General features: G+C 66.0%; 9 protein-coding genes. All 9 read left to right on the plus strand.

The window, feature by feature from the left end:
- Positions 1-178: 178 nt before the first annotated feature.
- The 9 genes from rho to AWB80_RS31735 all read left to right on the plus strand — a co-directional run bounded on the left by rho (position 179) and on the right by AWB80_RS31735 (position 15,849).
- A complete protein-coding gene (gene rho, locus AWB80_RS31695; RefSeq protein ID WP_035501035.1) occupies positions 179-1,444 on the plus strand; it encodes a transcription termination factor Rho in 1,266 nt (421 codons plus the stop codon).
- 109 nt (positions 1,445-1,553) lie between these two features.
- Positions 1,554-2,381, plus strand: a complete 828-nt coding sequence (locus AWB80_RS31700; RefSeq protein WP_061178630.1) for a M90 family metallopeptidase — start codon at positions 1,554-1,556, stop codon at positions 2,379-2,381.
- A gap of 138 nt (positions 2,382-2,519) precedes the next feature.
- Positions 2,520-2,774, plus strand: a complete 255-nt coding sequence (locus tag AWB80_RS31705) for a type B 50S ribosomal protein L31 (RefSeq protein ID WP_061178668.1) — start codon at positions 2,520-2,522, stop codon at positions 2,772-2,774.
- Between the two features lie 215 nt (positions 2,775-2,989).
- Positions 2,990-4,753 (plus strand): ArnT family glycosyltransferase, encoded by a 1,764-nt coding sequence (locus AWB80_RS31710; RefSeq protein WP_061178631.1) that lies wholly within the window; start codon positions 2,990-2,992, stop codon positions 4,751-4,753.
- Between the two features lie 40 nt (positions 4,754-4,793).
- Positions 4,794-6,155, plus strand: coding sequence for an MATE family efflux transporter (locus tag AWB80_RS31715; RefSeq protein ID WP_061178669.1), 1,362 nt, complete (start codon positions 4,794-4,796; stop codon positions 6,153-6,155).
- A 92-nt stretch (positions 6,156-6,247) separates the two neighbouring features.
- A complete protein-coding gene (locus AWB80_RS31720; RefSeq protein ID WP_061178632.1) occupies positions 6,248-12,253 on the plus strand; it encodes an Ig-like domain-containing alpha-2-macroglobulin family protein in 6,006 nt (2,001 codons plus the stop codon).
- A 4-nt stretch (positions 12,254-12,257) separates the two neighbouring features.
- A complete protein-coding gene (gene pbpC, locus AWB80_RS31725) occupies positions 12,258-14,462 on the plus strand; it encodes a penicillin-binding protein 1C (protein ID WP_061178633.1) in 2,205 nt (734 codons plus the stop codon).
- A 197-nt stretch (positions 14,463-14,659) separates the two neighbouring features.
- Positions 14,660-15,235 carry a ComEA family DNA-binding protein gene (locus tag AWB80_RS31730; protein WP_061178634.1) on the plus strand — a complete coding sequence of 192 codons (576 nt, stop codon included), beginning with the start codon at positions 14,660-14,662 and terminating at the stop codon, positions 15,233-15,235.
- A 149-nt stretch (positions 15,236-15,384) separates the two neighbouring features.
- Entirely contained in the window at positions 15,385-15,849 is a 465-nt protein-coding gene (locus AWB80_RS31735) for a YidB family protein (RefSeq protein WP_061178635.1), read from the plus strand.
- Positions 15,850-15,950 lie beyond the last annotated feature (101 nt).

Consider the following 15,950-nt stretch of genomic DNA (forward strand, 5'->3'; position numbering starts at 1 on the left):
CGATGTTGTCACGCGACAACATCGGCCGAAACGCCCCGCCCAAAGCCAACCCGAGGCTCCTGTGGCGTGTGCTATGCTAGAATCACAAGAGTTCAAGAAGTATTAAGTCTCGAGCGGTTCCGCTCACCTCTTCTCCCAAATCTTTCTGTCGTACCTCTCTCCCCGGCGGGAAATCCGTATGCATTTATCCGAGCTCAAGTCTCAGCACGTGTCTGCACTGATCGAGATGGCCAATGGCCTCGAGATCGAAAATGCGAACCGCCTGCGCAAGCAGGAACTCATGTTCGCGATTCTTAAAAAGCGCGCCAAAGCGGGCGACACGATTTTCGGCGACGGCACCCTCGAAGTGCTGCCCGATGGCTTTGGCTTCCTGCGTTCGCCCGAGACCTCGTATCTCGCGAGTACGGACGACATTTACATCAGCCCGTCGCAAATCCGCCGCTTCAATCTGCATACCGGCGACACGATCGAAGGCGAAGTGCGCACGCCGAAAGACGGCGAGCGTTATTTCGCGCTCGTGAAGGTGGACAAAGTCAACGGGCAGCCGCCCGAGGCCTCGAAACACAAGATCATGTTCGAGAACCTCACGCCGCTGCATCCGAACAAGCCGCTGCCGCTCGAACGCGAAATGCGCGGCGAAGAAAACGTCACGGGCCGGATCATCGACATGATCTCGCCGATCGGCAAGGGTCAGCGCGGCCTGCTCGTCGCGTCGCCGAAGTCGGGCAAGACTGTGATGCTCCAGCACATCGCGCATGCGGTGAAGGCCAATCATCCGGACGTCATCCTGTTCGTGCTGCTCATCGACGAACGCCCGGAAGAAGTGACGGAAATGCAGCGTTCGGTGCGCGGCGAAGTCATCGCGTCGACCTTCGACGAACCCGCCGCGCGTCACGTGCAGGTGGCCGAAATGGTCATCGAGAAGGCGAAGCGTCTCGTCGAAATGAAGCACGACGTCGTGATCCTGCTCGACTCCATCACGCGTCTCGCGCGCGCCTACAACACCGTCGTGCCGGCATCGGGCAAGGTGCTGACCGGTGGTGTCGACGCCAACGCGCTGCAACGTCCGAAGCGCTTCTTCGGCGCGGCGCGCAATATCGAGGAAGGCGGGTCGCTCACGATCATCGGCACGGCGCTCATCGAAACGGGCAGCCGCATGGACGACGTGATCTACGAAGAGTTCAAGGGCACCGGCAACATGGAAGTGCACCTCGAACGCCGCCTTGCGGAAAAGCGCGTGTATCCGTCGATCAACCTGAACAAGTCGGGCACGCGCCGCGAAGAATTGCTCATCAAGCCGGACCTGCTGCAAAAGGTCTGGGTGCTGCGCAAGTTCATTCACGACATGGACGAAGTCGAAGCCATGGAATTCCTGCTCGACAAGATCCGTCAGACGAAGAACAACGCCGAATTCTTCGACATGATGCGTCGCGGCGGCGGCTGATCTTCCCTGCGCCCCAAGCAAAACCGCCTGCTTCGTCAGGCGGTTTTTTTACGCCTCGCGTAAAGTCCGCTCCGTACAATCGGGTGTATCGAAGTCACCCGAACGACCGATGGCCAATCTTTTCACCCGCTGGTTCGGCGCGCAACGCCGCGAGCGCGCGCTGCGCAAATACGCAATCGACGACACCCTCTGGCAGCGCACGCTCGCCGCTTATCCGTGCTTCGGCCATCTGGACGCGAACGACCTCGGGCGTCTGCGCGAGATCGCGAGCCTGTTCATCGCGCAGAAGGAATTCTCGACCGCGCACGATCTCGAACTGACCGATCAGATGATCGTCTCTATCGCCGCGCAAGCCTGCCTGCCCGTGCTCAATCTCGACCTCGATCTGTATGACGGCTGGGTCGGCGTGATCGTCTATCCGGGCGAGTTCATCATCCGGAAAACAGTGGAGGACGAAGACGGCGTCGTGCACGAAGTCGAGCACGATGCGAGCGGCGAGGCATGGGAAGGCGGCCCGGTCGTGCTCTCCTGGGAGGACGCGCAAATGGCCGATGGCTCGGAGGCCTACAACGTCGTGATCCACGAGTTCGCGCACAAGATCGACATGGTGACGGGTGTCGCCGACGGTCATCCGCCGCTCTTTCGCCGCTGGCACGCACCGCTCGATTCCACCGCCTGGGCCGACATCTTCGACAACGCCTACGACCAGTTCTGCGCGCGCGTGGACGCCGTGCCGGAGCGTCGCTGGAGCCGCTTCGAGCGCGAATCGCTCATCGATCCCTATGCGGCCGATCATCCCTCGGAATTTTTCGCGGTGTGCAGCGAGGCGCTGTTCGTCACGCCACAGGCGTTCGAGACCGAGCATCCCGAGCTTTACCGGCTGCTCGCGCGCTACTACCGGCAGGACCCGGCGGGCGTCGGCGCGCTCGCCCCGTAAGCTGCGCCCGAGCCCCAAAAAAGATGTCAAGCGACTGATTTTCTGGCATAATCGCCGTTTTTCGACCCTAGGCAAGTGACTCGCGCGGTCATTTCGAAAGCGCAGCGGGTTGGCTACCGCCAGATACCAGGAAAGACCATGAAAGAAGGCATTCACCCGAATTATCGCGAAGTCCTGTTCGTCGACATGTCGAACGACTTCAAGTTCGTGACCCGTTCGACCATCCAGACGCGCGAAACCGCCGAATTCAACGGCAAGTCCTACCCGCTCGCGAAGATCGAAGTGTCGTCGGAATCGCATCCGTTCTACACCGGTCAGCAAAAGATCATGGACACGGCAGGTCGCGTCGAAAAGTTCAACAACAAGTTCGCTCGCTTCTCCACCAAAAAGTAAGTCGGCTTCGGGCTTCAAGGAAAAAGGGCAGCTTTGGCTGCCCTTTTTTGTCGCTGACTGCTTTTAGCTGCATTTGGTAAGCGTTGTTGCGCGCCGTTACGGCAAGCATCGATGAACCGCCCTTAAAGCCGCCGCGCGACTACAATGCCGGTTGCTCCAGCCCCACGCTCGCCTTGCGCGAGATCAGCGGACCGTTTTCCATCAAGCCTCTTCGCATGCGATCTGTCGTTCGTCTGACCGCCTCCGCCACCAGCGCCCTGCCGCGCTGGCTGCTGCTCGCCATCTGCATTACCTACGCGTCGTTCGGTCTGTTCGGCCGCGACCCGTGGAAAAACGAGGATGCGGCGGGCTTCGGCGTCATGTGGACGATGGCCAACGGCGACGCGCGCGACTGGCTGCTGCCGAACCTCGTCGGCCGCGCGCCCACCGCCGACGGCCCGCTGATGTACTGGCTGGGCGCGTCGGCCATCCGGCTGCTGAGCCCGTGGGTCGACGCGAGCAACGCCTCGCGCGTGGTCACCGGCCTGCTCTTCTGTCTCGCGTGCGCGTTCGTCTGGTATTCGGCCTATCTGCTCGGCCGCCGCGACGAGGCGCAGCCCTTCAAATACGCTTTCGGCGGCGAACCCGAGCCGCGCGACTACGGCCGCACGCTCGCGGATGGCGCGTTGCTCATCCTGCTCGCGTGCTTCGGCCTCGCCGAGCGCGGCCACGAAACCACGCCGCAGCTCGCGCAATTCGCCGGCACCGCGATGCTCCTCTACGGTCTCGTGCGCAGCCTCGACAAGCCGATCCACGGCGGCATCGTGTGGGGCGTGGCGATCGGCGTGGTCGGGTTGTCGAGTTCGCCCGTGCTCGTATTCGCATTGCTGCTCTGCACTCTGGCGATGACCATCATCGTGAAGCAGGTGCGCGCAGCGCCCCTCCTGATCTACGGCCTGCCGGTCGCGATCGTGCTGATCGCCGCATGGGTGCTGCCGACGCTGCATTATTTCCCCGACGACGGCGAATGGTGGCTGCGCCAATGGTGGCGCAACAGCTTCTCCTTCTTCTCCGGCACGCCGGGCTCGATCTTCGGCTACGCGATCAAGAACCTGCCGCTCTTCACGTGGCCCGCGTGGCCGCTCGCGGTGTGGGCGTTCGTCAGCTGGGGCGGGCTGCGCCGCTCGCCGCACGTGGGCGTGCCGCTGTCGATCATCGGGCCGCTGCTCGTGCTGGTCGTCCTGCAGGCGCACGAGACCAACCGGCTCTTCATGCTCCTGCTGCCGCCGCTTTCCGTGCTCGCAACCTTCGCGCTGCCCACGTTGAAGCGCGGCGCGATCAACGCGATCGACTGGTTCGCGATGCTGAGCTTCACCATCATCGGCTCGCTGGTGTGGCTCGTGTGGACCGCGGGCATGTTCGGCTTCCCTGCGTCGATGGCCCGCAACCTCGCACGCCTCGCGCCGGGCTTTCATTCCGAATTCAAGCTGATTTCGTTTGTTTGCGCGGTGGCCGTGACCGTCTGCTGGTTCCTGCTCGCGCGCTGGCGTCTGGCGCGTCATCCGAAGGTGCTGTGGCGCAGCGTCGTGCTGTCGAGCGCGGGCACCACGCTGATGTGGGTGCTGCTCATGACGCTGTGGCTGCCGGTGGTGAACTACAGCCGGACGTACCGCGACGTGGCCGAGCAGATCGCCGATCACCTGCCGCCCGACTACACCTGCATCTCGCCCGTGCGTCTCGGCGACGCACAGATCGCCACCTTCGCCTATTTCGGCGGCATGCACTTCGCGTTCGACGAGGACTGCGACGTGATCCTGCGCCAGGACCCGGCGGATTACGGCGAGCCGTCGTCGATGTCGGCGTTCCAGTGGAAGCTCGTGTGGGAAGGCCGGCGCGTCGCCGACCGCGACGAGCGCTTCCGGCTCTACGTGCGCATCGAGCGTCCCACGCCGCCGGCGAACAAGCCGCTGCGCCCGAAGAGCCTGCGCCGGACACAGTAACGCGATGCCCGCGATGCCGACCCCGACCAGCACGACCGGCATGCTGAGCGACGTGCGCAGGATCGCCACGCTCGCGTGGCCGGTGCTGATCGGCCAGCTTGCGGTGATCGCGTTCGGCGTGATCGATACCGCGATGGTCGGCCGCTTCTCCGCCACCGATCTGGCCGCGCTCGGCCTCGGCGGCTCCGTCTATATCTCGGTGTATATCGGCCTCACGGGCATTCTGGTCGCGTTGCAGCCGATCGCCGGGCAACTGTTCGGCGCGGGCCGCGAAAGCGAAATCGGCGAGGAGACGCGTCAGGCGTTCTGGCTCGCCGCCGTGCTCGCCGTGATCGGCTTCGTGCTGCTGTTCCATCCCGGGCCGCTGCTGTCGCTCGCGAAAACGCCGCCCGCGCTGCACGACCGTACCGTCGACTATCTGCGGATTCTGTCGTTCGGCCTGCCCGCGAGCCTTGCGTTTCGCGTCTACAGCTCGCTCACCAACGCGGTCGGCAAACCCCGGCTCGTGATGTTTCTGCAAGTCGGCGGCCTGCTGCTCAAGTTTCCGCTCAACACGTGGTTCATCTTCGGCGGCGCGGGCTTTCCCGCGCTCGGCGGTCCGGGCTGCGCGCTCGCGAGCACGCTCATCAACTGGGTGCTCGCGATCGTCGGCATGACGGTGCTCGTCAAGGTCGAGTTCTTCCGCCCGTTCGGCATCTTCTCGCACTTCTGCTGGCCGGTCTGGCGGCGTCAGCTCGCGCTACTGCGGCTCGGCATTCCGATGGGTCTCTCGTATCTCATCGAAGTGACGTCGTACACGTTCATGGCGCTCTTCATCTCGCGCTTCGGCACGACCACGCTCGCCGGTCATCAGATCGCCGGCAATCTCGGCGCGGTGCTGTACATGACGCCGTTGTCGATCGGCATCGCGTCGTCGACGCTCGTGTCGCAGGCGCTCGGCGCCGGACGATACGACGATGCGCGTTCGATCTCGCGTCACGGCATCGGCATGGCGTGCGTGCTGGCGCTCTTGTATGGCGTGCTCCTGATCGCCGCGCGCGCTCACGTGATCGCGGCCTATACGCCCGATGCGGGCGTCATCGCCGCCGCGATGCCGCTCGTGCTCATCATCTTCTTCTATCACTTCTGCGACGCGCTGCAGATCACCACCGCGTTCATCCTGCGCGCGTACAAGGTGACGCTCGTGCCGACCGTGATCTACGCCATCGCGCTGTGGGGCATCGGGCTCGGCGGCGGCTATCTGCTCGGCTTCGACGTGGGCGGCGGCGTGCCCGAGTGGCTACAGGGCGCGCGCGGCTTCTGGATCGCGAATTCGGCGAGTCTCGGTGTCGCGGGCGTCGGCCTGTTCCTCTACTGGCGGCGGGTGAGCGCGCGGCATCTGAACAAGGTCGACCCGACCTGATGTGTGGAAAAACATCATCGGTTCGCATCACGGGAAAGATTGACGTAAGGCTCCAGTAGAATTTCGCGTCGAGGGAAACTCGGAGCGAGTGGATGAGCCGCATTACAACGTCACAAAAAAAATGGATTCTGGCCGCAACCACGCTGATCGCCGCGCTTGGGTTCGGCGCCGCGCTGCATCGAGCCGATGCCGCGCGCATCGCGAGCGTGTCTCCGCAAGGCAAGGTCGCGCAAGTGCGCCAGGTCGTCGCCAAATTCGACGAACCGATGATCGCGTTCGGCAATGCGGCGGCGAGCGCGCCCGGCAAGCTCGCCTGTAGCGGCGCGAGCACGGCGGCGACCGCGGGCTCGGGCCGCTGGATCGACGCCAAGACTTGGGCGTTCGACTTCGAGCACGATCTTCCGCCCGGCGTGCGCTGCGCGCTCGATCTCGCGGACGGCCTCAAGTCCGTTGCCGGCAACGCGCTTGCCGGCCCGCGCCACTTCGCGTTTCAGACGGGCGGACCGTTCGTCACGCGCATCATGCCGAGCTACGGCGATATCGAAGAGAATCAGGCTTTCGTGCTGCGGCTGAACGGCCCGGCGACGCAGGCTTCGGTGCTCGAACACGTCTGGTGCGAATCGAGCGCGCTCGGCAACCGCATTCCGGTGCGTGCGGTCGATGACGCCACACGCACCGCCCTGCTCGACCATTTCAAGCTGCAGAAGGAAAGCGATCGCGTGCTCACGCTCGCGTGCCAGCAAACGTTGCCGTCGGCGACCAAAATGCAGCTCGTGTACGGCACGGGCGTGACGGGGCAAAGCGGCATCGCCAACGATGTCGAGAAGCGCTTCGACTTCAGCGTGCGCGAGCCCTTCACGGCGAACTTCTCTTGCGAGCGCGAGAACGCGAACGCGCCCTGCACGCCGCTGCGTCCGCTGCGCCTGAACTTCAGCGCGCCGATCAGCCGCGCCGATGCGCAGAAGTTCGTGCTGCACGGGCCGAAGGGCAACGCGTCGCCTCGTTTCGATGCGACCGACAAGGACGCCGAAGTCAGCGCCGTCGAATTCGCCGCGCCGCTGCCCGAGCGCGCCGATCTCACCATCGACGCCCCCGCGAACCTGAAGGACGTCAGCGGCCGTGCGCTCGCCAACGCCGATCTCTTCCCGCTCAAGACCTCGACCGCGCCGATGCCGCCGCTCGCGAAGTTCTCGTCGGGCACGTTCGGCATCATCGAGCGCTTTGCCGAACCGGACATGCCCGCGATGCTGCCGGTCACCCTGCGTCACGTCGAAGCGGATCTGCATGTGCAAGGGCTCGATTCCGGCACGTCGCAGATCACGAAGCTCAAGCTCGACGCCGACCAGGACATCCGCCAGTGGATGCGCGCCGTCGACCTGTTCGATGGCGTCGCGATGCCGCGCTCGATCATCGAGGAGCGCATGCCGGCGATGCTGCGCAACGGCATCGCGCCGGTCGTCATTCCGAACAGCGACGGCTCGGTGTCGAAAGACCCGCAGATCGACATTCGTTCGCTGTCGATGCTGGCGAAGCAGCGCGGCGTCGAAACGCTCACCCTGCCCGCCGCCGATCCGAAAGCCTTGCGGCCATTCGAAGTCGTCGGCATTCCGCTCACGAAGCCGGGCTTTTATGTCGTCGAACTGAACTCGCCCGCGCTCGGCGCGTCGCTGCTCGGCAAACAGCAGGCGATGTACGTACGCACGTCGGTGCTCGTCACCAATCTCGGCGTGCATTTCAAGCAAGGACGCGAGAACAGCCTCGTGTGGGTCACGACGCTCGACAAGGGCAAGCCGGTGGCCAACGCGCAAGTGCGCGTGACCGACTGCAACGGCGAGGAAATCGCCACCGCGAAAACCGACGCGCAAGGGCTCGCGAAGATCGGCAAGCCGCTCGCGGCCGCGCGCGAATGCAACGAACACAGCCTCGCGTGGGGCGGCTTCTTCGTGTCGGCGCGCGTGAACGATCCCGTCACCGGGCCGGACATGGCGTTCGTGCTGTCGGACTGGAATCGCGGCATCGAATCGTGGCGCTTCAACGTGCCGACCGACATGAGCGCGACGCGCACGACGCGCGCCCATACGGTGTTCGACCGCACGCTACTGCGCGCGGGCGAAACCGTGTCGATGAAGCATCTGTTGCGCGTCGAAACGCTCGGCGGCTTCGCGTTCCCGTCGAGCTATCCGAGCCGCGTGACGATCCGCCACGTCGGCAGCGGACAGACCTGGCATCTACCGCTCAAATGGTCGGCCGACCATAGCGCCGACTCGACGTTCACCGTGCCCGTCGCCGCGAAGCTCGGCGAATACAGCGTGACGCTCGACAACGGCGCTGCCGCTTCGAACGACAACGACGACGGCGACAACGACAACTCCGTCACGCAGTCGTACGAATCGGGCAGTTTCCGCGTCGAGGAATTCCGCCTGCCGGTGTTCAAAGGCGCGATCACGGCCGGCGACGCGAAATCGCCCGGACTCGTCGGCGCGCAGGAAGCGGCCGTCGCGGTGCGGCTCGAATACGTTCAGGGCGGACCGGCGTCGAATCTGCCGGTGCAGGTTTCGGCGCTCGTGCGCGATACGGCGCCGGCGTTTGCTTCTCAGTACGAGGCGTTCAGCTTCGCGCCCTATCGCAAACCGGCGAACGACGGTGCAAGCGCGCCCGCCGAAGACGAAGACAGCGAACAGCAGGACAACGCGACGACCAAGCTGATCGCGGACAAACTGCGCGTGACGCTCGATCGCGACGGCGCCGGCAAGGTCACGGTGAAGCCGTTGCCAGCGGTCGAATCGCCGAAGCGTCTCGCACTCGAAGCGAGCTTCGCCGATCCGAACGGCGAGATTCAAACAATCAGCGGCAGCACGACGCTGTGGCCGGCTGCGGTCGCCGTCGGCGTGAAGGCGGGACATTGGGTGTCGGTCGGCGGCGCGCTGCCGGTGCAGGCCATCGCGCTCGATTTGCAGGGCAAGCCGCGCGCGGGCGTATCGGTCGATATCAAGGCCGTCGCGCGCGTGATGTCGAGTTCGAGAAAGCGCATGGTCGGCGGTTTCTATGCGTACGACAACCACACCGAGATCAAGGATCTCGGCACGCTGTGCAGCGGCAAGAGCGATGATCACGGCATCGTCTCCTGCGACGCGAAGCTGAAAGAACCGGGCAACGTCGATCTGATCGCGGTCGCCAAGGACGGCGACGGCCGCGCGGCCAACGCGAGCACGTCGGTCTGGGTCACGCGTCAGGACGAGTTGTGGTTCGGCGGCGAGAACACCGATCGCATCGACGTCTTGCCCGAAAAGACCAGCTACGAGCCCGGCGAAACCGCGCGCTTCCAGGTGCGCATGCCGTTCCGTTCGGCGACAGCGCTCGTCGCGGTCGAGCGTGAAGGGATCGTGGAGACGCGGGTCGTCGAACTGAACGGCCGCGACCCGACCGTCGAGCTGAAGGTCGAGGAAGCGTGGGGGCCGAACGTCTACATGTCGGTGCTCGCGTTGCGCGGACGCATCCGCGAGGTGCCGTGGTACTCGTTCTTCACTTGGGGATGGAAGGCGCCGGTCGAATGGGCGCGCGCGTTCTGGTACGAAGGCCGGCAGTATCAGGCGCCGACGCCGCTCGTCGATCTGTCGAAGCCCGCGTTCCGTTACGGGCTCGCGTCGATCAAGGTCGGCACGGCGGCGCACCGGCTCGCGGTCAGCGTGAGCCCGGATGCGAAGTCGTACACGGTGAGAAGCCGCGCGCACGTCAAGGTGAAGGTCGCGCTGCCCGACGGCAAGCCCGCGCCCGCCGGCACGCAGATCGCCGTGGCAGCCGTCGATGAAGCGCTGCTCGAACTGATGCCGAATCGAAGCTGGGACGTGCTCGACGCGATGCTTCAACAGCGCGCCTACGGCGTCGAGACGGCGACCGCGCAAATGGAGATCATCGGGCGGCGTCACTTCGGACGCAAGGCGGTGCCCGCGGGCGGCGGCGGCGGACACAGCGCGACGCGCGAGCTGTTCGACACGCTGTTGCTGTGGAACCCGCGCGTCACGCTCGACGCGAAGGGTGAAGCCACCGTCGATGTACCGCTGAACGACGCGCTCACGCGGTTTCGGATCGTCGCGGTCGCCGCGGTCGGCGCGGGGCAGTTCGGCACCGGCAGCGCATCGATTCAAAGCACGCAGGACTTGCAACTGATCTCGGGATTGCCACCGCTCGTGCGCGTCGGCGACGCGTTCCGCGCGCAATTCACGCTGCGCAACACGACCGCGCGGACGATGCGCGTCGTCGTCACGCCGCGCGCCGGAACGCTCACGCTCGATGCGCGCACGGTGGAGCTGGCGCCGGAATCGTCGCAGGAAGTGGCCTGGGACGTCACGACGCCGGATGTGCTCGGCGCGAATTCCGCCGCGAGTCTCGCGTGGGAAGTCAGCGCGGCGGAACAGGCCGCACCCAAGGCAAGCGACGCCGTGAAGCTGATGCAAAAAGTCGTCGCGGCGATTCCCGTCACGGTGCAGCAGGCGACGATCACGCAAGTCGACGGCACGCTCACGCTGCCCGTCGCGCCGCCCGCCGACGCGAGCAAATCGGGCGATGGCGCCGTGCGCGGCGGCATCGCGGTATCCTTGCAGCCGAAGCTCGCGGACGGTCTGCCCGGCGTGCGCCGCTGGTTCGAGCGTTATCCGTACAACTGTCTCGAACAGCAGACTTCGCGCGCGCTCGGCCTGATGGATGCAGCGCAATGGCAAGGCGTGCTCACGAAGATGCCGTCGTATCTCGACCGCGACGGCCTCGCGAACTACTTCCCGCCCGCCGACGACGAACGCCCGACCGGCAGCCCTGCCCTCACCGCGTATCTGCTCGCCGTCACCGACGAAGCCGCGAAACAGGACAGCCGCTTCGCCCTGCCCGCCGATCTGCGCAATCAGATGGCGGCAGGCCTCGCGAATTTCGTCGATGGCAAGCTCGAACGCAAGTTCTGGACGCCACGCAACGATCGCGACTTCGAGAAGCTCGCGGCCATCGAGGCGCTGTCGCGCTACGGCCTCGCGCAGCCGCGCATGCTCGGCTCGATCACGGTCGCGCCGGATCAGTGGCCGACCTCGGCGGTGCTCGATTACTACGCGATCCTCTCGCGCGTCGATGGCATTCCGAATCGCGACGACAAGCGCGCGCAGGCGGAGCAGATCATCCGTGCGCGCCTGACGTATCAGGGCACGCGCCTCACCTTCTCGACCGAACGCGACGACGATCTCTGGTGGCTCATGACCGGCACCGAGACCAACGCCGCGCGCACCGCGCTCATTTTCGCGGACGCGCCCGGCTGGAAGGACGAAATGCCGCGCGTCGTCGCGGGCCTGCTGGCATTGCAGAAGAACGGCGCATGGCAGACGACCACCGCCAATCTGTGGGGCGCGCTCGCGGTCGGACGGTTCTCGCGCCTGTTCGAGAGCACGCCGGTCACGGGCCATACGTCGATTCAGCTCGGCGCTTCGACGCAAGGCGTGAACTGGAGCGCGCCTGCATCGAATGCGCCCGCTTCGGCCACGCCCGCGACCAAAACCGCGAGAGCGCGCAGCGTCATGCTGCCGTGGAGCACGGGTTCGCTCACGCTGACGCAGGACGGCACGGGCAAACCGTGGGCGACGATCGAAAGTCTCGCGGCCGTCGCGCTGAAAGCGCCGTTCGCGGCGGGCTATCGCATCGCGAAGACCGTCACGCCGATCGATCCGGCCGTGAAAGGCGTGCTCTCGCGCGGCGACATCGTGCGCGTGCATCTCGACATCGACGCGCAAAGCGACATGACCTGGGTCGTCGTCGACGATCCGATTCCCGCGGGCGCGACGATTCTCGGCTCCGGTCTCGGCCGCGACTCCGAAGCCGCGACATCGGGCGAGAAGCAGGATCGCGGCGCGTGGCCCGCGTTCGTCGAACGTGGCTTCGAGGGCTATCGCGCGTATTACGACTATCTGCCGAAGGGCAAGCTGACGGTCGAATACACGATGCGGCTGAACAATCCCGGCACCTTCGGCCTGCCGCCGACGCGCGTCGAGGCGCTTTACGCGCCCTCGTCGTTCGGCGCATTGCCGAATGCGGCGGTGACCGTGCAACCTGCGCCCGCGAAGTGACGCCATGAGACGCGCCGCCCTCTTCGTCATCGCGTGCGCGCTGTCGGCGGCGGCGCACGCGTCGCCGAGCTTCGACGACGTGCGCGCGAAGTGGCGCAGCTCGGACTGGGTGCTGCTCGCGCGCGACGGCGACCCGCTTGCCCGCACGCGCGTCGATACGAGCGCGCGGCGCGGCGACTGGGTCGCGCTCGCGGACGTGTCGCCGGCGCTGCGCGAGGCGATCGTCGTATCGGAAGACAAGCGCTTCTACGAACACGCGGGCGTCGACTGGCGCGGTGCGGCGGCGGCGGCATGGGGCAATTTGTGGAACACGCGCACGCGCGGCGCATCGACGGTGACGATGCAGCTCGACGGCCTCATCGACGATAAACCGGCAGGCCGGCGCTCGATCGGCGAAAAGGCCGGGCAGACGATCGGCGCGCTGTGGCTCGAACGCAGCTGGCGCAAGGATCAGATTCTGGAGGCGTATCTGAATCTCGTGCCGTTTCGCGGCGAGATCGTCGGGTTGTCGGCACTCTCTCAGACGCTGTTCGGCAAGGCGCCTTCAGGGCTCGACGAACGCGAAGCCGCGCTCGCCGCCGCGCTCGTGCGCGCGCCCAATGCGCCGTATCCGAAAGTCGCCGCGCGAACCTGCGCGATCCTGCGCGACATGCAGACGCTGCATGGCGTGCGTGACATCGATCCATGCGTCAATCTGGGCAGCTATGTCCAGCTCACGCTCACGCGCACGGCATCCGCGCCCGCCTTCGCTCAAGGCGATGCTGCGCTCGCGCCGCATCTCGCGCGGCGCATCGCCAACGAAGTGCATCCAGCGGCAGGCGCGCGCGTGCGCTCCACGCTCGACGCCCGCCTGCAACGCTTCGCCCGCGACACGCTCGCGCGCACGCTGGCCGAACTGAACGCGCGCGCGCATCCGCGCAATGTGCACGACGCGGCAGCCGTCGTGATCGACAACCGTTCGGGCGATGTGCTCGCGTGGGTCGGCTCGGCGGGCGGTCTGTCGAACGCGCCGGAAGTCGATGCCGCGCTGGCCGCGCGTCAGGCCGGCTCGACGCTCAAGCCCTTCCTCTATGCGCAGGCCATCGACGAGAAGCGCGTCACCGCCGCCACCCTGCTCGACGACGCCCCGCTCGATCTCGCAACCGGTGGCGGCCTCTATATCCCGCAGAACTACGATCACGATTTCAAGGGCTGGGTGAGCGTGCGCACCGCGCTGGGTTCCTCGCTGAACGTGCCCGCGGTGCGCACGCTCGTGATGGTGACGCCGCATCGTTTCGCGAAGACGCTCGTCGCGCTCGGCCTGCCGCTGACGCAGGCGGGCGATTACTACGGCTTCAGCCTCGCGCTCGGCAGCGCGGATGTCACGCTGGCGACGCTGACCAACGCGTACCGCACGCTTGCGAACGGCGGGATCGCGCGGCCGTTCTTCGATCTCATGCAGGATCGTCCCGCGCCCGCCGGCACGCGCATCTTCAGCCCTGAAGCAAGCTTCATCGTCACGGACATCCTCGCCGACAACAACGCGCGCACGCGCACCTTCGGCTTCGACAGCGTGCTCGCGACACGCACCTTCAGCGCGGTCAAGACCGGCACCAGCAAGGACATGCGCGACAACTGGGCGGTCGGTTTCACTTCGCGATACACCGTGGGCGTGTGGGTCGGCAATGCCGACGGCGCGCCGATGTGGGACGTTTCAGGCGTGACAGGCGCCGCGCCCGCGTGGAACGCGATCGTCAACTATCTGAACCGGCGATCGGATAGCCGTCCGCCGCAGACACCGTCGGGCGTCGTGACGACGCGCGTCACGTATCAGAACGAGATCGAGCCGGCGCGCAACGAGTGGTTCGTGCGCGGCACACAGATGAGCGCGATCGGCCTCACGGCCCATGCGGCGGAGGCCGCACGCGGCGCGCAATCCGATGCCAAGGCGGCACGCATCGGCGCGCCGACGAACGGCACGATCTTCGCGCTCGATCCGGACATTCCGCCCGCGCGGCAACGCGTGTGGTTCGAGCGCGTCGACAGCGGCGCGCGCCTCGCCTGGCGGCTCGACGGCAAGCCCTACGGCCACGATGCCCGCGCGGCATGGCTGCCGTGGCCGGGCCGTCACGTGCTGGAACTGATCGATCCGAACGGCGAAGTCGTCGATAAAATCGGCTTCGAGGTGCGCGGCGCGTTTGCGAAGACGCCCGCCGGTGCGCTCCGGTGAGAGACTGAATCGCAACGTCATCCGTTCGGCGTTTCGCAGCGTTAAAGATTGTGCGGAAGCGCGGTGCGCGCGGCGGGGTCGTGCACAATGCGAACCGTCATCGTTCGTGCCGGCTTTTTGCCCTATGCTTAACGGCATCTTCCCAATCGGCCCGAACTTATCGATTCATCCTTTCTCACCAAGCCTGGAGTGCCGTCATGCTGAAAAAGCTGCTGATGCTGTGCTTAGCGTTCATAGTGTCGATGGGTGTGGCCTTCGCCGCGGTCGACGTCAATACCGCCGATCAAGCCGCGCTGGAATCGGTAAAGGGTCTGGGGCCGGTGAAGTCCAAGGCGATCGTCGACGAGCGCACCAAGAACGGCCCGTTCAAGGACGCCGATGACCTCGCCACCCGCGTCAAGGGCCTCGGCACGAAGTCGGTGGCAAATCTGGAGCAGAACGGCCTGACGATCGGCGGTTCGTCGCTGCCGCCGACAGGCAAGACGGCCAAACCCACCACGACGCAAGGCGGCGCCGCGCCGAACTCGACGGTCAAATCGTCGACGGCGGCCACCGGCGCGACCGCGCCGACCGCCACCACGGCCCAGACGCCGGCCACGACGCCTGCTGCACCCGCATCGGGCACGAAGGCTTCGAAGAAGTCGAAGAAGGAAAGCGCCGCGTCGGCGACGGCCAGCGCATCGGGCCCGTCCGCCGCCAGCGACACGAAAGCAAGCAAGTCGAAGCGTAGCAAGAAAGACAAGGCCGCCAGCGCAGCGGCCGCCAGTCAGTAATTCTTCGGGGAACCTTGACGGAGGAAAGTTGCCTTCGCAGGACCATCGTTGAACGGCCGCTCGCGGCCGATGCCCGCGCCGCCGCCACGCTCGTTCGAGCGCGGCGGCGCGAGCGAACCCACCCCGTAACCTCTCGTAGTGAGATCGCCATGAGCCTACTCGATATCCTCGCCTCCACCCTTGGCAATTCGTCGCAACAACCGGGCGGCCAACCTGCCCAGTCCGGCCAGGCCGCGCTGATCACGGCGGCGCTCGCATTCGTCAACAGCCAGCCGGGCGGCCTGATGGGCCTGATCCAGCGCTTCCAGCAGCACGGCGCGGGCGATGTCGTGCAGTCCTGGATCGGCACGGGCGAGAACAAGCCGATCAGCCCCGACACGCTCACCAACGTGCTCGGTCAGGACAACGTCGGCGCGCTCGCGCAGAAAGCCGGCGTCTCGGGCGATCAGCTTTCGGGCATGCTGGCGGCGGTGTTGCCGCATGTCGTCGACCGCGCGACGCCCAATGGCGAAGTGCCGCCCGAAGGCCAGCTCGATCTGTCCAGCGTGCTCGGCTCGCTCGGCGGCCTTGGCGGCCTCTTTGGTGGCAAGAGCGAAGAGCCGAAGCAGGGCTGATCCGGCATTTCCGTATCGCATCGAGAGCCCCGCCGGCATCGCGCCGCGCGGGGCTTCTGCTTTGCCGACGGTGTTTCCGAGCGCGCCAAAAAGAAAAGGCA

This window comes from Caballeronia pedi, from assembly GCF_001544915.2.
GTDB lineage: Bacteria > Pseudomonadota > Gammaproteobacteria > Burkholderiales > Burkholderiaceae > Caballeronia > Caballeronia pedi.